Origin of the sequence: Rhizobium sp. Pop5, from assembly GCF_024721175.1 — a bacterium.
Taxonomy (GTDB): domain Bacteria; phylum Pseudomonadota; class Alphaproteobacteria; order Rhizobiales; family Rhizobiaceae; genus Rhizobium.
In genome coordinates, this window is sequence record NZ_CP099399.1 from 2,263,002 (window position 1) to 2,283,111 (window position 20,110).

Genomic DNA, 20,110 nt, shown 5'->3' on the forward strand with positions numbered 1-20,110 from the left:
GCTGCCGCCTCTTCTCCTGCGGCTGGTTGCAATCTCCTCCTTCGTGATATAAATGTGATTTACGCAACACAAGACAACGGGCAACACCATGAACCTCACCACCGCCCTCGCCCGCGATGCCGCCGTCACGGAAGCGCTCCGTGCCGTCGATGAGGCGATCGGCGATGAGCCCCCGGGCGAGCAGGCCTTCCGGATCATCGCCGCCATCAAGGCCTTGCGCCCCGACCGTTCGCCCGAGGTAGCCGAACTGGAGCGCGTCGATTACCTGGAGACGGCGCAGAGGAGCGCTCGCGCCGCCTGGAACAGCCAATATGCCGCCGGCAGCCTCGGGCCGGAATGCGATGCCGTCGCCGGCATCGATACGCCGATCGGCCGGCTGAAGGCAGTGACCTGGCGGCGCCCGTGGCGCAACGGCAGGATCGCCTGGGCCAGCGAATATTACCTCGACGACGCCCCCGTCAGCATCGCCGAAATCCGCGCCGCCGGCCTGGCGCAGCGGCCGACGACGCGCAATAGGAGGAGGGGCTGAGAGCAGCTGTGACTGCCTTTCGCGGGCGTTCGTCGCTCGCACCTGATAAAGCGAACGGCAATTGAAGGTGTGCCGTGTAGCCCCCTCATCTGCCTGCCGGCATCTTCTCCCCGAGGGGAGAAGCGGAATCGCGGCGGCCGCTCGCCTCCCTTGTAACCTCAGCTCGGGAATGAAGGCCGTGCGGCTTACCCCCTTCTCCCCAGCGGGGAGAAGATGCCGGCAGGCAGATGAGGGGGCCACACGGCACGTCCTCCATTGTCTCCCGCTTCGCGCTCAGCGCAAGCGAAGGGCAAGCAAACAGCACAACGAGCTATCCTTCCCCAAACGACACAGAGACGACCTCTCCGCGGCAACCTCAAGGCAGGTGAATTCTCCATCCATACGTTGCGATTATAACATCACAACTATCGAGACGACAAAATCCTGTCATCAACACCACCCTCAACACCGGGGAGCCCCACAATGCGCGGACAGGTCTCGCTTTTCACCGATAACACCGCCTTCAAGGCCAGCGTCTCCGGCGGCAGCGGCAAGGGCTATTTGTCGCTCGACATGGAGGCCGACGGTGTCATGGTCGTCATCTTCGCGCCGGCCGGGCGCCGCCGGGGGCTGGATCGCATCGCCGCCGTCATGAACGAGGAGTTCAACCGGCCGCTTGACGACGATGAGGAACTCGAGGCCGAACTTGCCGCAGGCATCGAAGCCCTCGGCTTCTAGCCCATGTTCGAAATCACTTTCACGCTGACGCGCGGCGACGAAGAGATCGAGCTCCTGATCGAATATTCTCTCACCCCCTACCATCCCGGCAATCGCCACGCGCGCCCCGAATTCTGCGCCCCACCCTCCGGCGGCGAGGTCGAGCACCTCACCGCCTTCCTCGACGGCGCGCCGCTCGACTTGACCGATGCCGAATACCACCTGATCGAGCGCCATATCGAGGAAACCCACGACCTCTGGGAAGCAGGCTGAGCGCGCCCGACGCTTCAGCCGTTGCCTATCGATATCCACATTGATTAAAACTCGGTCCTCGACTGACTTCGCAATGGCTCGGCAGATCATCTCATGGGTTACGATCTTCACATCACCCGCAAGACAAATTGGTTCGATCCGTCTCCGGCGATCACCCTCCACGATTGGCTGGACTATGCGGCTGGCGACCCCGAAATGCAGCACGAGGGGTATGCCGAGACGCGTGCCGGCGACGGAAATGTCGTGCGCGTGGAGCGGGCTGGGATCTGCATGTGGAAAGCTTATTCCGGCGGGGAAAATCGGCAAGGCACGGCATGGCTGACCTGGAGCAAAGGCAACATCGTCGCCAAGAATCCCGATCAGGAAACGCGCCGGAAAATGTGGCTCATTGCGCAGGCGTTTGATGCCAAGGTGCAGGGAGACGAAGGAGAATGTTACGATCAGGACGGCGAGACCATCGCGGAGCCGACCGTTACGACAGAACCCACCCCCTCTATGCCGGCAGATCAGAAACGTCCATGGTGGAAATTCTGGTAGATCGGCGGCGACAAATCGTCTTTATCTCGCCAGCGGCAATACCCGATCGCCCGCAACCAACCCACGACCGGCCGCCGCAGCGGCATGCAGGCCGAGAAGCCCGATAGCCGCGAGTGCGTTGACCAGCAGAACCCCGGCCACGACGGACGGCGAAAATGCGCCCTCGCCCGATGGCAGCACTGACGTTGCGGCAAAGAGCACGCCTTCATAGCTGACGAAGCCGGCGAGGAAGGCGCCGGCGAGCGTCACCGGCAGATCGGCGGAGAGGCGCAGCACCGCGAGGGCCGCAGCGAGCGAGGCGAATGCGGCGATGCCGATCGCAAGCCCCCAGGCATAGCTGTCCCAATCCTGGGGATAGCCGAGCACGAAATATCCGACCATCTGGTTGGCGAGCCAGGCCAGCAGAACCGCCGTCGCCGCCATCCGCCGGGGAAGCACGACCGCCGAAACCGCCGCCAGCGCCACGAAAGGCGTGACGCAGGCAAAAAGCAGGCTGAGCGCCACGCTGGCGCCCGCGATGAAAACCACCCAGGCGGCGGCGAAACCGGGCGCGGCAGGGCGCAGGGGAAGCTGATTTCGTTCGAGCATCGAAAAACTCCATTCGGCCGGGCGCATGCGCCCCTAAAAAATAATAGCAAAATCACGCGAAAATGCCAGCAAGCTCCCCCTGCTGCCAGAGAACCGAAAATGCCGGCGCGTCGCGATAAACCAGTGAAAAACCATCAGGATTTCAGCGCCACGCCTCCCGCAGAATGGAAGCCGGCTACATATTTTCGGGCAATTACCACTAGAAGTGAAGTAAGCAAAAACGCGCAACAACCAAATCACATTAATTATTCAAAAACAAATAGATAAGTCACAGTCAAAACTCCGCGAAAACGAAAGATGCTCCTGCCTGCATTTGTGCGAAAAGTCAAAATTATTGTTAAATCCGCATTAATCCGAAAGTGCAAATATTCGCTATCGTTTTTAGAGGGGGCGCCTCTTAACCTGGGAGCATAGCGTGGATATTCTTGATCGTGGTGCGAATGCCGTTGCCGTTCTTGCTTCACTCTCCAAATCCCAGGCGATGATCGAATTCGATCTCACGGGCAGGATTTTGACGGCGAACGGGAATTTCTGCCGCGCGCTCGGATATGAACTCTCCGAAATCGTCGGCCAGCACCACAGCATGTTTGTCGAGAAGGCTTACGCATCATCCGCCGAATACAAGGCCTTCTGGGCCAAGCTCGCCGCCGGCAGCTACGATCAGCAGCAGTACAAGCGCATCGGCAAGGGCGGGCGCGAAGTGTGGATCGAGGCTTCCTACAATCCGGTGATCCGCCGCGGCAAGCCGGTCAAGGTGATCAAGATCGCCACCGACATCACCAGCCAGAAGCTGATCGCGGCCGAAGACTCGGGCAAGCTCGATGCGCTCTCGCGCGCCCAGGCGATCATCGAGTTCACGCCGGAGGGCGAGATCCTCGCCGCCAACGAGAATTTCCTGAATGCGCTCGGCTACTCGCTTTCGGAGATCAAGGGCCGGCATCATTCGATGTTCTGCGAACCGGCCTATGCCGCATCGCAGGAATACAAGGCATTCTGGCCGAGCCTTGCCGCCGGCAAGCTCGCCGCCGACGAATTCATGCGCATCGGCAAAGGCGGCCGCAAGGTTTTCATCCAGGCCTCCTACAATCCGATCTTCGACATGAACGGAAAGGTCTTCAAGGTCGTCAAATTCGCGACCGACGTGACGCCGCGCGTCGAAAACGTCGAACAGCTCGCCGCCTGCTTGACGAATCTGTCGAACGGCGATCTCTCGCAGACGATCGCATCACCCTTCATTCCGTCGCTGGAGCGCCTGCGCACCGATTTCAACAGCGCCTCCGACAAGCTCAAGCATGCGATGGCGACCGTTGCCGACAATGCCAAGGCGATCTCCTCGAGCTCGGAGGAGATCGGCAGCGCTGCCGACGATCTGGCCAAACGAACCGAACAGCAGGCCGCTTCCGTCGAGCAGACGGCCGCGGCTCTGGAAGAGATCACCACCACCGTCAAGGATGCGAGCAAGCGCGCCGGCGAGGCGGGCGAGTTGGTGACCCACACCAAGGCCCATGCGGAGCATTCGGGCCAGGTGGTGAAGGACGCCATCGAAGCCATGGACCAGATCGAAAATTCGTCGCGCGAGATTTCCAACATCATTGGCGTCATCGACGAGATCGCCTTCCAGACCAACCTCTTGGCGCTGAATGCCGGCATCGAGGCGGCCCGCGCCGGCGAAGCCGGCAAGGGCTTTGCGGTCGTCGCCATGGAGGTGCGCGAGCTGGCGCAGCGCTCCGCCAGCGCCGCCAAGGAGATCAAGACGCTGATCACCGCCTCCAGCGGCCATGTCGCCACCGGCGTGACGCTGGTCAGCAAGGCCGGCAGCGCGCTCGAGGAAATCGCCACGCAGGTTCACGATATCAACGGCAATGTCGTCGCGATCGTCAAAGCCTCGCGCGAACAGTCCACCGCGCTCGCCGAAGTCAACCGTGCCGTCAACACCGTCGACCAGAGCACGCAGCAGAACGCCGCCATGGTCGAGGAACAGACCGCCGCCAGCCACAGCCTCGCCCGCGAGGCCTCAGCCCTTTTCGAACTCCTCAGCCATTTCCGCTTCGACGACGCGCCGAGAGGGACCAATGTCTCGGCCCTTTCCGACATCAAGTCGGCCTCGCCGAAGCCGTTCCAGCGGCCCCGCCCGGCAAGATCCCACGGCTCGGCCGCCGTGGCGGAAGGCTGGCAGGATTTTTGATTGCCCGAAGCGGTGCCGGAGGCTCAGGCGCGGCATCTGCGCCTGCCGCCATCCTCAGTCCATCAGATATTGGATATGATGCCGGCCGTGCACGGCCGATTTCTGCACATGGGCACGAACACCGAACACCCGACCGATCAGCTCTTCCGTCAGCACGTCCTCCGGCGTGCCTGAGGCCACGACCTCACCCTTGCGCAGTACCACCAGCTTGTCGCAGAACATCGCCGCCAGGTTGAGATCGTGCAGCGCGACGACCGAGGTGATACCGAGCCTGGCGATCAGCGAGAGGATGTCGAGCTGGTGCTGGATATCGAGATGGTTGGTCGGCTCATCAAGCAGCAGTTCGCTCGGCGACTGCGCCAGCGATCTTGCAATGTGCACGCGCTGGCGCTCGCCCCCCGACAGCGTCTGCCAGAGCTGGCCCGCCCTCTCCCGCATGTCCACCCGCGACAGGGCCTCCTCGACGGCGGCATCGTCTTGCTCACCCCAGGGCATGAGCAGCCCGCGATGCGGCGTGCGGCCGAGCTGCACCACATCGCGCACGGTCAGTTGCGTATCGGTCGTCGACTGCTGCTCGACGAAGGCGATACGGCGCGCAAGCGCGACGCGCGACAGCGAGGCGATATCGTCCTCGCCGAGACGGATGATACCGCTACGGACCTTGCGCAGCCGGCAGATCAACCTCAGGAGACTCGATTTGCCGGACCCGTTCGGCCCGAGCAGGCCGAGCACCTTGCCTCTTTCCACCGTGAGGCTGACGCCGTTAACGATGACGGTGTCGCCGGCGGCAAAACTCACCGCTTCGATCTTGATGCTCATGCGCTTCTCCGCACGCGATAAAGGATGATGGCGAAGGCCGGCGCACCGAAGAGCGCCGTGACGACGCCGACCGGCAGGATCTGCTGCGGTATAAGGATGCGCGAAACGATATCGGCACCGACCATATAGATCGCACCGCCGAGTGCCGTTGCCGGCAACAGCTGCCGATGCCCTGGCCCAACGAGAAAGCGGGCGGCATGGGGTATGACCAGACCGACGAAACCGATCGAGCCTACCATGCTGACAACACTCGCCGTCATCGCCGCAGTCAGGCCGAAAAGCATGATCTGGACGCGGCGCACGGCAATGCCGAGCGAGGCGGCTGCGTCCGTGCCGAAGGCGAAGGCGTCGAGCGCCCGCACATGGGCCATGCAGATGAAAAAGCCGGCAAATGCGATCGGCACCGCGAGATAGACATCCGGCCACCGCACGCCGCTGAGCGAACCCAGCAGCCAAAACAGAACGCCGCGCGCCTGCTCGGCATTGGCCGAGGTCGTCACGATATAGGAGGTGAGCGCATTGAAGAGCTGCGAACCGGCGACCCCGCAGAGGATGATGCGTTCGCCGGTGCCTCCTGCTCCTGTCGCCAAAAAGCCGACCAGAAGGAACGCGACGACCGCGCCGACGAAGGCGCCGCCCGACAGACCGAGAACGCCGTAGCCGAAGCCGAGAATCATCACGCAGACCGCCCCCGTCGAAGCGCCAGCGGAGATGCCGAGCACATAGGGCTCGGCCAGCGGATTACGCAGCAGCGCCTGCAGGATCGCGCCCGAGAGCGAAAGCGACGCACCGGCGCTGGCGGCAACCAGCGCCCGGCTGAGACGATAATCCCAGACGATGCCCTGGTGGATACGACTGAGCACGAATTCCGTGCCGAACAGGCGGTTCGAGACCGCCTCCGCCGTCGTCGCCAGCGGTATCGAGATCTCTCCGATGGAAACGGCAAGGCTGATCATCAGCCCGAGAAGAAGAAGGGCTGCGATGGTGAGCGCGGCAAGCGCCCACCATCCCTGTTGCCTGAACGATGCTGCTCTCACTGCGAGAGGCCGAAGGACTTGATGCCGTTCGCCAATGTTTCGATGCCGTCGATCGTGCGGATCGTCGGGTTCATCGATTGCGCGTCCATCATCACGAAATGCCTGTTTTTCACCGCATCCAGTTCCCTGGTCACCGGATCGTGCTCAAGGAAATCGATCTTCACCTTGGGATCGTCGGCCGCATAGCGGCGCCGATCCATGGTCGCGACTACGATGACGGCGGGGTTCGCCTCGGCGATGGTTTCCCAGCCCACCAGCGGCCATTCCTCCTGGGTGGTGACGACGTTGCGGGCGCCGATCGTCTTCAGGATGTAGGCCGGCGCGCCGTTCTTGCCGGCGATGAAGGCATCACCGTTGACCTCCTTGCTGGAGAACCAGAAGACGACCGGCAGGTTCTTGCCCGATGCATTCGATATGGAGGTGACGGCATCGGCTTCGCGCTTCTTCAACTCCTCGATCAGCGCATCGCCATGCTCCCTCACGTCGAAGATTTCCGAGAGCTCGGCGATCTCACGGTAGACCAGCTCCATCGTGAACAGCTCCTTGCGCACGCCGTCGCCGCCATCGGTGTTGACCTTGGCAACGCAATCGGCCGGCGAAAGATAGGTGTTGATCCCGAGGTCCCCGAACTGGTCCCGCTTGCCGACGGAGCCCTGCGCGCCGACATGCCATTCGAACTCGGCAGCCACCATGTCCGGCTCCTGCCCGACAACGGATTCGAAGCTTGGATCGTTGTCGGCAAGTCGTTTGATCCGACTGTTGGCATCGGCATATTGCGGCAGCACGGGACCGACCCAAACAGCCGTGCCGACGATCCTGTCGGCAAGGCCTAGCGAAAAGAGAATTTCGGTCATGCCCTGGCCGATCGAAACGATCTTCGTCGGCGCTTTGCGGAAGGTCACCTCCTTACCGCAATTGCTGACGGTGAGCGGATATTGGGTGGCGGTAAGGCCCGGTGCCGCAAGGCCGATCAGCCCGAAGGCGAATGTCATGGTGGCGAGAAACTGGCGCATGAAAACCTCGATTGAAAGGGAAAGGAGCATGGCTTCGCCGCGCGGCCCAAGGGCGGGCGCGCGCGCAAAGCCTAGCCGCAGGCGGCCCAATCGAGACGGATGCATGCCGCAGTTCGGCGAAGGGTCAGAAGGTCAATCATGTCTGCTCCTTGTCCGGGCATCCCCGCCCGGTTGATTGGATCGTGATTGACGGCAGGTCTCCTGGCTCGCGAATATCCGCCGCTCATCAGCCTTCCCGCGATAGCTCGCAGTGGCCGGGCCCGAAGGCCCCAGGAAATGCCGGCGCGCCGGCACTCCCGATATGAGCGACAATCCGCTTACAGTTGCGGGGGCAGCCACGGTCTCGGTCCCTCTTGGGGTCGTCCTCACCGTGTTCCCTATTAATTCCCTCGGAGTCATCCTCGGGAAACCGTCACGCCCAGTTACGTCGCAGATCCGCTAGACGTCAATGATTATTGCGGGGATCGCACCGACGCCGTGAAAAATAAGGCTGGATGCATGGCGCGGGCCGTCATTCGGCGCGTTCAACACCGCTCGTGGAAGGTCTTGGACATGGAACCGTTATAGCCATAATGGGAAACCTTCACGTCTTCCCACAGTCCAGCCGACTACGCCTCGGCCATGAATTTCCGGATGGCGGCTTCGAAGGCGTCGGCGGATGTCAGCGCTTTGTTGCCTGCCGTTCCCGAATAATAGCTGTCGCCGCGCTGCAGCTGCACGCCGCGGTGTCCCGTCATCGCTTCGAGAACCGGCATCGCCGCCCATTCCTGCGCCACCGCCAGGGCGAATTTTTTGAACTGCGCGTCGCTCCTGTCGGATTTCAGGAAAGCCTCGCCTCCCCTGACCGTCATCAGCAGGTGAAAGCCGATCTGGTCTTGGGCCTCTGGATCGAAAAGCCGCTCTTGCGTCAGGCCCGAGGGGGCGACATTGCCGCCCAGCGTTCCCATGATGATCTGGTATTTGCCGCAGGCGTCCCGCCCATGCAGCGTCGCCTGATAGGCCTGAACCTGCGCGATGCTCATCGCGACGAGCCGGGGGTTGTTTTCGTTCTTTATGCGATCGACCACGGCGTTGTAGTTGCCCGCGGCTTCATACCGTCCGATGAAATCGAGGAAACCCAGGACGCCGGGCCGGATATCGGGGCTGCCGCCGTTGATCATGCCATCGACGGAGGAAAGCTGCACGAGATCGGTCAGCCGCTTCACCACAGCCCGCTTGCCGCTTTCGAATTCCGCCTTGATCGCCGCCACGACATCGGACTTCTTCGTGTCGGATTTGCTGGGAAAGAGCTTGGGATTGGCGTTGACAGTCGCTGCCGAGACGGCCCTGACGTCATCGACCGTCTTCGACACGGCATCGCCGTCGTCAAGCTGGGCGAAGCGAACCGCCGCATCCTTGCCGATGCGGTGGCCAAGCCGCAGCAGCCAGGCCGGCGGATCGAGGTTCGAGATCTTCGATTTCAGCGCGCGCTGCAGCCGATTGGCAAGGGCGGCGGCAAAGAAGCACTGCGCCTGCGGCTTGATCCGGTCGGCATCGGCAAACCCGCGCAGAACCTCCTGATAGTCCTTGTCCTTCAGGAGAGACGACCAGACATCCGGATCGAAGCGATAGGGACCGATCGGCCCGGCAAGATCGGCATCGGCGCCATCGCGCCCTTGCGCGTCGGTATTGGTCCAGCCGCTCTCGGCCCATGCCAGCAGCAGGAGATATTCGACATTCATGCCGCCGGCATCGAGAAAGCCGGAAAGCGCCCGCGCGGCAAGCGCCGAGTCTTCATAGAATTCCAGATCGGAGATCGGCGGGAACTCGATCTTCACCTCGTCGGCGGTCAAAACAGTCAGGCTGCCCTGGTCGATCCACCACGTCGGATCCGTCTCGCCTTCCCGCGTGACCTTGAGGCGTCCGTTCTCAACCGTGCCGTCGCCGACGAAGCGGGAAAAGCCGATGCCCAGAACTTCCGTCGCATCCGTTGCATCCGCCGCATTGAAGAGTTTCACAAAGGGTCGATTGGTTCGATAGATATTCATCGCGTGCCCCCGCTAGCTGAATAGCTTCATGAAGAGTTCGTAGTCGATGTAATCGCCCTTCGGCAGCGCCAACGCTGCCCGCTTTTTCCCGATCGCCGTGCGCAGCCCGGCGTCTATCCTGGTCTCCCCGGTGCTGATGCTGACGCCGAGCTTTTCGGCGACCAGCAGAAGGTTCTGGGCACGCCCCGAGGCGACAGATGCCGTCGTCGTGGTCTCTTCCCGCGCCGGCGCGTCGTAGAGGAATCCGCGCTCGACAACGGTCTTGTAGCCGAGAGAACTGCAGCTGTCCGTATGCAGCAGATACAGGATATCGCTCGACGACAGGCCCTGATTCAATTCGGCGTCCGTCAAACCCTTTTTCGAGATCATTCTGCGCCACACGTTGATGGCCGCTCGCGTGCCCTGGCCGAAATTCCCGTCGCGCGCGGTGCAGAGCGCCGATTGAAGCCGCATGACCTGATCGCTCGTCAGTTCCTTTTCGACGGCGCTGACGGCGCCATCCACCGACGGCGTTTTCGGGGTCGGCTTCAGCCCTTTGCCGGACTCGAATTTATTGATCCCTTCGATGGTCCCGGTGATGCGGTTGACCACCTTGCGGGCATCCGCATCGAAATCGACCTTGTTGCCGTCGATGCTGGCTGCCGCCAGCGCATTGAAATCCGAGTTGATCGCCAGCGGCGTGCAGAGCCACTGATATTCGCGCCAGACCCGGATGAGTTGCGGGCTCGAGGTGATCGTTCTCGACGCAGCCGCCTTTTCGAAGGCGGCCTGCCGCTCGTCGACGATCTTCAGGATGTTTTCGACCGTCATGCCCTGCAAGGGATCGATCCGCGAGGCATCGTAAAATGCATTGGCCGCCGTCGAGGACAGTATCAGATAAGAGAACAGCCGCGTTCCCGCCCCCTCGAGCGTCAGGACGCCGCTGACGAAGGCCTGGATCGCGGAATTGGTGCTCTTGAACCGGCTCTCGCGCATCCGCTCTTCGAAAATGAACTGGACATAGGCCTTGCACCCCAAATTGATCTCGTTGAACCCGGCCTGCAGCATGGTCCGGTATCCATTCGCATCAAGGCTGCTCGGGCACCCCTTGGCATAGCTGGCCGACACGGGAGCAAGACCGGCATCCGCGCACATGACCTGCATATAGGCATAAAGATTGGCGGAGGTTCCGGACGCGCGTTGAGCATTCAACTCATAACCCGGCCCCCGCATGAGGTAAGTGCCGTCGCTCGGCTGGCACGAGGCGAGTGCTATACTGGCCAGGATTGCAATAGCGCGCAGAATCATAGTGCCTCGCGAAATCAAACAAATAGTTTTGTTCGGAAATTTTCGACCACGAGAAAATAAAATATAGAAAATGAGATTCGAGTCTTCGCTCTCGTCTTGCGCAGCCGGAATATCCACAACTTTCGCGGGATCGGCCAATTCCGTTTTCTGACTTTACCGTATTCCGGTGAGTATAGATCAGGCAGAAGACTCTTATTCCGGCGATATAAGCTATTGGAATTCTTGATTTCATGCCGTTCATTCGGTCAGGCCGTTCAGTGCCCATGATCATGGATAATGCCGGCCCTCCTGCCGCCTCGGAACGGAAGCCTGTACAAGCGCCCGGTATCACCATTGATATGGACCATTGACTGGTCTAAATATAGATCAGGCCATGCCGGCCAAGCGGGAGTGTGAGATGCGGGTATCCGTAACCGATGCCAAGGGACAGTTGACCGAACTTGTCCGACGCGCCGAAGCGGGCGACGAGGTCATCCTGACCCGGCACGGCCATGCCGCCGTGAAGCTGGTTCCGGTCAGGGTCGCGCCCGACCGCAAATCACGCCGGGCGCTGATGGAGGCGGCGCGGGCCTCCGCCGCCGCCAAAGCCGCCGATGGCCCGGCGGCCGCGCAGAGCCAGGATTTCCTCTACGGCGATAACGGCCTGCCCGAATGATCGCCGTCGACACATCGGCGCTGATGGCGATCCTGCTCGGCGAACCGCAAGCCGACGCTCTGATCGCTGCCCTCGAAGCCGAAGACGATCTCCTGATCTCCGCCGGGACTGTCGCCGAAGCCCTGATCGTCGCGGCCCGCCGCAATGTCGGCGGGGAGATGGAACGACTGATCGACGGCCTCGGCTTCGAAATCATCTCCATCACCCCCGCCTCCGCCCGCCGCATCGCCGACGCCTATGGCACCTGGGGCAAGGGCATCCACCCCGCAAGCTTGAACTTCGGCGACTGCTTCGCCTATGAGTTGGCTCGGGAATATGGGTGCCGGCTGCTGTTTGTGGGGGATGATTTCGGCAGGACGGATGTGGAGGGTGTGATTTGAAGGAGCATGGGCGCGGCATGCTCCAACCTCCCTCATGCTGAGGTGCGCAGCCCGTAGGGCGGAGCCTCGAAGCACGCGCCGCAACGCTCCTCCCTGCACGCCTAAAACGCATCCAGCGGTATCTTCAGATACCGCAGCCCATTCTCCTCCGGCTCCGGCAATCTCCCGCCGCGAATATTCACCTGCAGCGCGTGCAGCATCAGCTTCGGTTTCGCGAGCGTGCGGTCGCGGGTCTGGCGGAGCGCGATGTAGGCGGCTTCGTCCTTGCCGGCGATATGCGGATTGTCGCGTTTCTGCGCAGCCACCGTGCTTTCCCAGCGCGGATGGCGGCCGCCGGGCTGGTAGTCGTGGCCGGAGAACAGGCGGGTCTCCTCGGGCAGCGACAGGATCGCCTGGATCGAGTGCCAGAGGGCGCTGGCGCTGCCGCCGGGAAAATCGGTGCGCGCCGTGCCGGAATCCGGGGTGAACACCGTATCATGCACGAAGGCGGCATCGCCGATCAGGTAGGTGATCGAGGCCAGCGTATGGCCGGGGGAAAACATCACCCGGGCGTCGAGCGCGCCGATCTTGAACGTGTCGCCATCGGCAAACAGCCGGTCCCATTGCGAGCCGTCGGTTTGAAGCGCCGGCCAGTTGTAGATATCCTTCCACAGCGCCTGAACCTCGATGACATGGGCGCCGATCGCCGTCGGCGCGTCGGTCCTGCCTTTCAGGTAATGGGCGGCGGAGAAGTGGTCGGCATGCGGATGGGTGTCGAGGATCCATTCGAGCGTCAGCCGCTCGGCCGCGATATGGGCGAGGATGGCATCGGCGCTTGTCGTGCCCGTCGCCCCCGAGGTTTCGTCGAAATCGAGCACCGGGTCGATGATGACGCAGCGCCTCGTCACGGGATCGGTCACGACATATTGCACGCTCGATGTGGCGGGATGGAAGAAGGCCTTCACATCGGGCACCTGCCCTGCCCGCTTCTCCAGGAAGCGCCGCGCGCCGGCAAGATCAAAGCCGTGGCTCTTGCCAAAGGCCTCGACATCGGCTGGTCCAATCCGCCCGTCGAGCACCTCGCCCAGCACATAAAGCGTCAGCGCCCGCGTGCCGCTCTTGCAATGGGCAAGCACCGGCCCCTTGGCGCCGGCCATCGCCGCCTGGAAGGCGCGGATATCGGCCTCGGTAATCTCAGCCCCCTTTACCGGCACGAAACCGTAGGCAAGCCCGGCGGCGGCGGCCGCCGCCTTTTCTGCCGCGTTGCCGGGCTGGCCGGGCTCCTCGCCATCCGGCCGGGCATTGATGACCCCGGCAAAGCCACGCGCCGCGAAATCGGCAAAATCGGCGGCATCGGGCTGCCCCGCCACCGATATCAGCTCATTGACCCTCACGGATGTCATCGAAGCCCCCGCGTCCATGAGGATAATCTCATATGGATGGCGCCGGGCGTCAAGGAAATCCGCTGGCTGGGGTGCGGATGCGGGGTACTATTGAGCGCGCGATATTTCTTCTTTCCTCTACGGGCGTGCCGTGTGGCACCCCCCTCTGGCCTGCCGGCCATCTCCCCCACAAGGGTGGAGATTGGCAAGAAGCTTGACCATCGCCCCTCTCTGAAGGCATCGACGATCACAATAATTGTTTGGGGAAGCCATCACGCCCAGCCGATCTCCCTCCTTGTGGGGGAGATGCCCGGCAGGGCAGAGGGGGGTGCCACACGGTACCAACCCCTCTATGCGGCAACACGGACAAAGAGAAGGTCCCTTGAAGAGCACCTCACCCAATCAAGGCTGCGACGGTCCCTGCAGGCGGTCCATGACCTGCAGCAGGAGATCGGCGCAGGCCTTCATCGGTTCGTCTTCCGCGCATTTCAGATCGATCCTGGTATCCCCGTCCTCGATCCGGAAGCGGGCGGCCTTGGAGGGCGGCGGGCCGCGATGGCCGTGGTAGAAGCCCATGTCGCCTCTCCCGCCGTGTCGCCAGAAAGCGAAGCGGTCTCTCGACGATCCATCCGGCATGGCTTCGTCACGCGGCGATGGAGGCGGCGGCGAGCCGGCATCGGCCGGCGCCGGCGGTGCGGCACCTGCGGCTGGCGGAGCGGCCGGCTCCTGGGCGAAGGCGGCGCCGGCGAGCGCGGCAAGCGCAAGGCCGGAGAGCAGGAATCTTTGCATGGCGATCGGTCCTCTGTTGGAAATGCGGGGTGCTCTCTAAACACCGCAGCTCGGGCTTTGGTTCATGCCGCCCTGCCGCCTTCGCCTTGGTGCACGAAGTTGTGACCGCGATCTCCCGGCGATCCCGTCAAAAAGAGAGCGTCGCCGCCCCTTGCCTGATCTCCGCATGCATGGCGCTGGCGCCGACGATGATCACACCCTCGAGCATATCGGCCTCGGTATATCAGCGCGCGGTCACGCAAGGCGGGAACGATGACCAACCTCATGTCGATGCGGTAGCGGGCCTCTTCGAAGTGCGATCCGAACGCGCCGGCGGCCCATCGATGCAAGAAGCAACGCTGCGGCGCCTGCTTCGAGGCTTCGCCCTGCGGGCTGCGCGCCTCAGCATGAGGGAAGGTCGGGAATGCCGCGCCCTTATGGCGGATGACGGAGCTGTCGTGCCAATGCCCGAGAGAGCCTCATCCTGAGGCACCCCTGCAGGGGCCTCGACGCCTGATGGTTGCAGGAGCACCGCCGCGCTGCGGATCTACCGTTCCTTGGGCGCGTCGCCGACTGCACCTTCGGCAAAGCGCTGCAAGGTATTAATCGCGCCGAAAATTCCACGGCCGCCGTAGTAAAAGCTGCTCCACAACAGCACGCTCAGAACAAAAGCCGCGATGAATGCCCAGAACTTCACGCAAAAAGTCTTTCTGACACAGCAAGATTTATCTTATATTAGGAATATATACTTGAATGCGCCAAGCAAAGCAAATGGATTTATTCAACCGGAGGATTGCATGACATCGGCTTCCGCGGGAACTTCGACGGCTCGCTGACGACAGGCCAAAAACGGTTTTCACGCACTGGAGAAAGCCGGGCGGCCTCTTATTTCAACCACCAGATGGCAAACGAAAGGACCGCCCGATGCTGAACAAGAACACGATCTGCCTCTGGTACGACAGGGATGCCGAAGCGGCCGCCCGCTTCTATACCGAAGTCTTTCCCGGCAGCGCCATGGGCGCCGTCATCCGGGCGCCGGGCGACTATCCCGATGGCAGGCAGGGAGACGTGCTGGTTGTCGAATTCACCGTCGCCGGCGTTCCCTGCATCGGGTTGAACGGTGGCCCTTCGATCAAGCACAATGAGTGCTTCTCCTTCCAGATCGCCACGGAAGATCAGGAGGAAACCGACCGCTACTGGAACGCGATCATCGGCAATGGCGGGCAGGAAAGCGCCTGCGGCTGGTGCAAGGACAAGTGGGGCGTTTCCTGGCAGATCACGCCGCGGGCGCTGAGCGAAGCGCTGAAGGCAAGCCCGGCCGAGGCCAAGCGCGCCTTCGACGCGATGATGACCATGCAGAAGATCGACATCGCCGCGATCGAGGCGGCTCGGCGCGGCTGAGGCGTGTCGTGACCTTGCATCGGCGCAGCAAAAAGCCCCGCCAATCATTGGCGGGGCTGTTCTTGCTGAAAATCGATCGCAATAGATCCTGGGAGAATCAATGCCCGCCTTCTGCCAGCCGAAGCTGGCGCGGGGCTTGCGCCATTGCCGGAACCACCGCTGACCTGCTTCGTTTCCCGAAAAAAGCGAGGTGAAACATGTATGTCGTTCTCGGCGCAACTGGCAATGTCGGCTCCGGCCTCATCGAGGCGCTGCGCGCATCGGGCGAAAGCGTCATCGCGGTCGTCCACAGCGCTGAGAAGGCGCGCGCGATCGGCTACGGAAATGTCGAGGCCGTGGTTCAGGATGTGTCTGATGTCGCAGGGTTACGGGCCGTCTTCCGGCGCGGCAGGCGCGCCTTTCTCCTCAATCCGCCGGCCGATCCCGGCACCGATACCAACAGAGAGGAGTTGAAGACCGCACGCAGCATCGCCGCCGCGCTTGAGAATTCCGGCCTCGAAAAAATCGTGGTGCAATCGACCTACGGCGCCATGCAAGGCGACGGCATTGGCGACCTCACGGTGCTCCACGAATTCGAGCGGTTGGCCGAAGCCAGCGGCATCGCAACGGCGATCAACCGCGGCGCCTATTACTACACCAATCTCGACACGCTGCTGGAACCCGCTCGACAGGGCTTCATCCCGACTGCCTTTCCCGAAGACTTAACCTTGCCGATGGTCTCGCCCGCCGATCTCGGAAAGGCTGCCGCCGCCCGCCTGGCGAGCGCGGCGAGTGACACTGGCATCCAATATGTGGAAGGGCCCGAGCGATATGATTTCGCCGATGTCGCGGCTGCCTTCTCCTCGCTCGTGGGAAGACCGGTCCGCGTGGCGACCACGCCGCGCAGCGAGTTGGAGAACAGTTTTCGCGCGCTCGGTTTTTCGCCCGCCGCCGCCCGTGCCTATGCCCGCATGACCGAGGCGACGCTCGACGGTCCCGAACTGCCGCCGGCACCGCATCGTGGCACGATCAGGCTCCAGGATCACATAGCCGCGCTGGGCTGATCCGCGCCTTTGTCCTGAAAACAGAGACTTAAGGCGCATTGCCTGAATCAAATTCTCAGCAATGCGCCCTGAGCGCCGTCAGGCGAACAAGATGTCCGAGACGTGGTGCACCACGGAGATTTCGTCGGTCGCGCTGTTGGTGATGTAGATGGAATCCGCCGCCGTGTCATAGACCACGTTGGTGATGATATCGTCTCCCGGTATGGCGAGGTTGATATCGACGGCCGTCTTCACCCCGGTCGCAAAGTCGAATGCCGTGCCGATATGCTCGCTGCCGTAGGAATCGCCGAAGAAGAAGGTGCCGTCGACGGCAAAGCCGTAGCCGAGCCCGCCGGCCGAAAAACTCTTGGATTCGATCGGGTTCAGCGTATGGGGATCGATTTTGGAGACCTGCCAGGTGGCATCGTCGAGGCGGCCGACGACATAAATGCCGGTGGAATCCTGCATCGTATTGACCGCCGTGAAGCCGCCCCAGTCGAACGTACCTGCCCAGTTCTGGCCGATAAGGCCGGGGATCGACGCCCCCTTCTGATCGAGCGATCCGTCGGCGGCATCCCACTTTGCGAGATAGGTCTGATCGGGGAACGGGTCCTCCCCGCCTCTCGCCTCGTTGGTTCTTCCGATGATCTCGCCGCCGCGGACCGAAAAATAGGTTCCGCCGATGTCATATTCGCCCTTGTCATAGTCGCCGAGAGAGATGGCGCCGCTGGCCTTGCCGGCCTCGAAAGCCGAGGCATTGTCGTAAATGCTCACCATGGAATCATCCGGGAAACCATGGCCGGAACTGACGTAAAACTTGCCCGTCAGCGGATCGATGGCAACGCCCTGGAGTTCGTAATGGTCGTCGAAGCCGCGCACGACCTCCGCCTGGGCTTCGGCATGCGCCGTATTCACAGACTTCCCGTCCGTCACGCCATCGACGGTCAGCGTGATCACGCCGGCATCCGCGTGACCGGCGCCGTCCGAGACCTTGTACTGGAGCTTCTCGGTCACATGCTCGCCATCGTCGAGGCCCGCCTTGACGGCCGGATCGAGATCGTAAGTGAAGCTTCCGTCGCCCGAGAAATGGAAGGTGCCGAATTCTCCCGCCACATCGGTCGTCTGTCCATGACCGGCAGCAATGCTGGTGCCGCCGACCGAACGCAGGAAGAGCGTTCCCGCCTCGCCCGGGTGATCATTGGCGAGCACATTGCGGGCCATCTCGCTTCCCTCATGAAAGGAGAAGGTGTCGTCGCCCGCCGCCGGCGGGCTGGTCACCCCGTGAACGTCGAGCTTGAAGTGGCCGACATCGGTATTGCCCGCGCCATCGGAGATCTTGTAGCCGATCGTCTCCGTCAGCGTCATTCCTTGAACGAAACCCACCTTGGCGGCTTCGTGCAAAGTATAGCTGTAGGAGCCGTCAGCCTTGACGTGAAACGTGCCGTGCTCACCCTCGATATCGGTGATCGCGCCATCCTTCTTGGCAAGAACCCGCTCGCCGTCGAGGAATGTGAGAAACAGGTTGCCGGAGCCCCCGGCCAGATCATTGTCCAGCAGATTGCCTGAAATCACATCATTCTCGGAAGCGCTGCTGACATCGTCGACCGCCACAGGTTTTTCAAGCACTGTCATGGATATCTCCTTCAAGAGCCATTCGCCTTTGTCGACCGAGAGGAAAGCAGCCGAGACCCCGGAGGTCAATGGATTTTCTAGCAGGAGTGGTATTTTAGCTTTTCACAGCTTTGTCACTCAGAGAGCCTTGTCCTGAGGTGCGGCAGCCGAAGCCTCGAAGGACGAGGCGGGCACACCGCCGACGCCTGCTCCGTTCAATCGCCGACGGTAAATCCCCACAAGGACGGATCGATCAGTTCCCGCGGCGGGATCATCTCACCAAAGTCGACCGACCGGCGTTTGGCCTCGACGGCGGCGAAGGTCTCGATTGCGCCCGATGAATCGCGACCGATGAGCTTCAGCGGAATGCCATCCGGAGTGACGCATTCGGCTCTGATGACGTTTTTGACGGCCGGTCTCAAAATATCAGGCTTCAAATCGAACCAGGTGCATTTTTCTCCGCGGTGCGATGACGCCGGCAGCTTCATGTCGACTCGCTCGAATGTCTTGTCGAAGGCGGTGTAGGGATAGCTGGACGCGCGCGGCGAGCGGCGGGCCTCGAAGCGATGCAGGTCGTCGATCGTGGAGACCGCCATGCCCTGATCCTCAAGCTCGTTCCAAACCTTGAACTGCACCGCTCCATCAGGGCCGCGACGGTCTTCGAGCCGCCATGGATAATGCCTGAGCAGCCTGATGTAAGTCTGGCCGTCGGCTGTTTTCATTCTGACATCGAAATCGACACGGTCTGCGGGCCTCTCGGGATAATCCCGGCGCGGCTTCAGCCAGAAGGCCGGCTCGAAGATCCTTTTCGGCGGCCGGACGTCGGATTCCGCCACCGGTCCGCGCTCGAGCCTGACCAGATTCGTGCCGTCCATCGCCGTCATTTCGCCGAACGGCTGGCTGGTGGCGATTTCGATGCCGTCGCGCGAGACGCAGGTGCGCCAGGGCGGATGCAGCTGGTCTTTCACCGCGGCCTTCTCAATCAACTCCCACCATCTGCAGACCTCGCCGGCCGCAATGCGAACTACACCGGTATCCCTGGCCTCCTGAGGCGACGCCTTCTCGACGATCGCGGTGGCGAAATCTTCGTCATCCTCCGATTTTGCGATCCACAGCAGAAAGGGGTTATCGAAATAGTTTCCGTAGGCGACTGTTGTGACCGGGGTCTTGACCTCTTCGACCTTCGTCCATCCCCTATGATGCAGGACGGTGCGCGTGAAGGTTTTCACCTCGCCCCAGGTTTCCCGAATAACCATGGAAGCCCTGTAATCGGGAACATCCCGGGTGGCGAAGAAGGGAATATCGTCAGCCCTGCCGCCGCCGGCCGCAAATAACCCGGCGCCTCCTGCGAGCCCGAAGACCAGGGCCGCTACACGTATCTTCAAGATGAAATCCTCGCCAATCCCAGAAAGCCTGCCAACCGCAATCCCGCACCGCACTCTGATTGACTTGAGGAGAAAATCAATATTCATTCAAGCCAAAGTTGAGGATTTGTATGAAAAACGCCTTTATATACTTGATATTAGCAGTGACGGCGATTCCGCTGTCGAGCTGCACGACGACCTCCGAAACCTCCCGCCAACAGTCTCTTTCGATCACCGCGCGCAGCGGCGTCAGAACGCTTGTGGCCAAGAACTGGCACATCGACGACGACTGCCGCCATATCGATTACCCCGCCATTGAAATCGTCGAGCGCCCCAAGCATGGCCGCCTCGAAATCGTCCACGAACCGCTCTTCCCCAAGCTCGACGGAAAAGCCTCGAAATGCGCGACAACCAAAGTCAACGGCGTCGTCGGCTATTATACGCCGAACCCCGGCTACACCGGCCAAGACCGGCTGGTCATCCGCTCGCCCTATGAAGACGGGAAGACGGAAGAAGGCGTGTTGAGCGTGACGGTGGTGAAGTAGACGGCCATCCGA

21 protein-coding genes, 1 pseudogene and 1 riboswitch are annotated in these 20,110 nt (G+C 61.9%); of the genes and pseudogenes, 10 read left to right on the top strand and 12 right to left on the bottom strand.

Going from position 1 to position 20,110, the window contains the following annotated elements:
- Nucleotides 1–88 precede the first annotated feature (88 nt).
- The 4 genes from NE852_RS13475 to NE852_RS13490 all read left to right on the top strand — a co-directional run bounded on the left by NE852_RS13475 (nucleotide 89) and on the right by NE852_RS13490 (nucleotide 2,035).
- Entirely contained in the window at nucleotides 89–529 is a 441-nt protein-coding gene (locus NE852_RS13475; protein WP_258155666.1) for a hypothetical protein, read from the top strand.
- Between the two features lie 462 nt (nucleotides 530–991).
- Complete coding sequence (locus NE852_RS13480) at nucleotides 992–1,246, top strand: hypothetical protein (protein WP_008533836.1); 255 nt, start codon at nucleotides 992–994, stop codon at nucleotides 1,244–1,246.
- A gap of 3 nt (nucleotides 1,247–1,249) precedes the next feature.
- The gene (locus tag NE852_RS13485; protein WP_008533834.1) at nucleotides 1,250–1,498 is read left to right on the top strand and encodes a hypothetical protein; all 249 of its coding nucleotides are present in this window, start codon (nucleotides 1,250–1,252) and stop codon (nucleotides 1,496–1,498) included.
- 93 nt (nucleotides 1,499–1,591) lie between these two features.
- The gene (locus NE852_RS13490; RefSeq protein WP_008533832.1) at nucleotides 1,592–2,035 is read left to right on the top strand and encodes a hypothetical protein; all 444 of its coding nucleotides are present in this window, start codon (nucleotides 1,592–1,594) and stop codon (nucleotides 2,033–2,035) included.
- A 21-nt stretch (nucleotides 2,036–2,056) separates the two neighbouring features.
- On the opposite strand, the gene NE852_RS13495 is transcribed toward NE852_RS13490, so the two are convergent.
- Nucleotides 2,057–2,623, bottom strand: a complete 567-nt coding sequence (locus NE852_RS13495) for a hypothetical protein (RefSeq protein ID WP_037174747.1) — start codon at nucleotides 2,621–2,623, stop codon at nucleotides 2,057–2,059.
- Between the two features lie 415 nt (nucleotides 2,624–3,038).
- Between NE852_RS13495 and NE852_RS13500 the strand changes: the two genes are divergently transcribed.
- Entirely contained in the window at nucleotides 3,039–4,808 is a 1,770-nt protein-coding gene (locus tag NE852_RS13500; RefSeq protein WP_008533830.1) for a PAS domain-containing methyl-accepting chemotaxis protein, read from the top strand.
- A gap of 54 nt (nucleotides 4,809–4,862) precedes the next feature.
- Here NE852_RS13500 and NE852_RS13505 read toward each other — a convergent pair whose 3' ends face one another.
- From NE852_RS13505 to NE852_RS13525, 5 genes are all read right to left on the bottom strand, one after another.
- Nucleotides 4,863–5,627, bottom strand: a complete 765-nt coding sequence (locus NE852_RS13505; protein ID WP_258155667.1) for an ABC transporter ATP-binding protein — start codon at nucleotides 5,625–5,627, stop codon at nucleotides 4,863–4,865.
- The gene (locus tag NE852_RS13510; RefSeq protein WP_258155668.1) at nucleotides 5,624–6,664 is read right to left on the bottom strand and encodes an iron ABC transporter permease; all 1,041 of its coding nucleotides are present in this window, start codon (nucleotides 6,662–6,664) and stop codon (nucleotides 5,624–5,626) included. The genes NE852_RS13505 and NE852_RS13510 overlap by 4 nt, the downstream gene beginning before the upstream one ends.
- A complete protein-coding gene (locus NE852_RS13515) occupies nucleotides 6,661–7,677 on the bottom strand; it encodes an ABC transporter substrate-binding protein (RefSeq protein ID WP_037174742.1) in 1,017 nt (338 codons plus the stop codon). Before NE852_RS13515 ends, NE852_RS13510 begins: the two co-directional genes overlap by 4 nt.
- A gap of 173 nt (nucleotides 7,678–7,850) precedes the next feature.
- A riboswitch (cobalamin riboswitch) is annotated at nucleotides 7,851–8,106 on the bottom strand.
- Nucleotides 8,107–8,285: 179 nt separating this feature from the next.
- Nucleotides 8,286–9,704, bottom strand: a complete 1,419-nt coding sequence (locus NE852_RS13520; protein WP_008533825.1) for a hypothetical protein — start codon at nucleotides 9,702–9,704, stop codon at nucleotides 8,286–8,288.
- A gap of 12 nt (nucleotides 9,705–9,716) precedes the next feature.
- Nucleotides 9,717–10,991 carry a hypothetical protein gene (locus NE852_RS13525; RefSeq protein WP_245270762.1) on the bottom strand — a complete coding sequence of 425 codons (1,275 nt, stop codon included), beginning with the start codon at nucleotides 10,989–10,991 and terminating at the stop codon, nucleotides 9,717–9,719.
- Between the two features lie 397 nt (nucleotides 10,992–11,388).
- Between NE852_RS13525 and NE852_RS13530 the strand changes: the two genes are divergently transcribed.
- Together NE852_RS13530 and NE852_RS13535 are read left to right on the top strand one after the other, a co-directional pair.
- Nucleotides 11,389–11,646 carry a type II toxin-antitoxin system Phd/YefM family antitoxin gene (locus NE852_RS13530; RefSeq protein ID WP_008533823.1) on the top strand — a complete coding sequence of 86 codons (258 nt, stop codon included), beginning with the start codon at nucleotides 11,389–11,391 and terminating at the stop codon, nucleotides 11,644–11,646.
- Entirely contained in the window at nucleotides 11,643–12,026 is a 384-nt protein-coding gene (locus NE852_RS13535; RefSeq protein WP_008533821.1) for a type II toxin-antitoxin system VapC family toxin, read from the top strand. The genes NE852_RS13530 and NE852_RS13535 overlap by 4 nt, the downstream gene beginning before the upstream one ends.
- Nucleotides 12,027–12,127: 101 nt before the next feature.
- Here NE852_RS13535 and blh read toward each other — a convergent pair whose 3' ends face one another.
- From blh to NE852_RS13550, 4 genes and pseudogenes are all read right to left on the bottom strand, one after another.
- Nucleotides 12,128–13,408 carry a bifunctional sulfur transferase/dioxygenase Blh gene (blh, locus tag NE852_RS13540; protein ID WP_258155672.1) on the bottom strand — a complete coding sequence of 427 codons (1,281 nt, stop codon included), beginning with the start codon at nucleotides 13,406–13,408 and terminating at the stop codon, nucleotides 12,128–12,130.
- A 381-nt stretch (nucleotides 13,409–13,789) separates the two neighbouring features.
- Nucleotides 13,790–14,176 (bottom strand): hypothetical protein, encoded by a 387-nt coding sequence (locus NE852_RS13545; protein ID WP_258155674.1) that lies wholly within the window; start codon nucleotides 14,174–14,176, stop codon nucleotides 13,790–13,792.
- 127 nt (nucleotides 14,177–14,303) lie between these two features.
- Nucleotides 14,304–14,423 (bottom strand): annotated as a pseudogene (locus NE852_RS32740) (peroxiredoxin); the annotation flags it as partial.
- 279 nt (nucleotides 14,424–14,702) lie between these two features.
- Nucleotides 14,703–14,852 (bottom strand): hypothetical protein, encoded by a 150-nt coding sequence (locus NE852_RS13550; protein WP_164841453.1) that lies wholly within the window; start codon nucleotides 14,850–14,852, stop codon nucleotides 14,703–14,705.
- Nucleotides 14,853–15,082: 230 nt separating this feature from the next.
- On the opposite strand from NE852_RS13550, the gene NE852_RS13555 reads away from it, so the two are divergent.
- On the top strand, nucleotides 15,083–15,556 hold the full coding sequence (locus tag NE852_RS13555; RefSeq protein ID WP_258156705.1) for a VOC family protein: 474 nt from the start codon (nucleotides 15,083–15,085) through the stop codon (nucleotides 15,554–15,556).
- A 197-nt stretch (nucleotides 15,557–15,753) separates the two neighbouring features.
- Nucleotides 15,754–16,599 (top strand): NAD(P)H-binding protein, encoded by an 846-nt coding sequence (locus NE852_RS13560; RefSeq protein ID WP_008533808.1) that lies wholly within the window; start codon nucleotides 15,754–15,756, stop codon nucleotides 16,597–16,599.
- A gap of 78 nt (nucleotides 16,600–16,677) precedes the next feature.
- On the opposite strand, the gene NE852_RS13565 is transcribed toward NE852_RS13560, so the two are convergent.
- Nucleotides 16,678–18,210, bottom strand: coding sequence for an Ig-like domain-containing protein (locus NE852_RS13565; RefSeq protein ID WP_037174729.1), 1,533 nt, complete (start codon nucleotides 18,208–18,210; stop codon nucleotides 16,678–16,680).
- A 194-nt stretch (nucleotides 18,211–18,404) separates the two neighbouring features.
- Nucleotides 18,405–19,574 (bottom strand): hypothetical protein, encoded by a 1,170-nt coding sequence (locus tag NE852_RS13570; RefSeq protein ID WP_052034590.1) that lies wholly within the window; start codon nucleotides 19,572–19,574, stop codon nucleotides 18,405–18,407.
- A gap of 143 nt (nucleotides 19,575–19,717) precedes the next feature.
- Here NE852_RS13570 and NE852_RS13575 point away from each other — a divergent pair, with 143 nt between their 5' ends.
- A complete protein-coding gene (locus tag NE852_RS13575; protein ID WP_008533805.1) occupies nucleotides 19,718–20,098 on the top strand; it encodes a hypothetical protein in 381 nt (126 codons plus the stop codon).
- Nucleotides 20,099–20,110 lie beyond the last annotated feature (12 nt).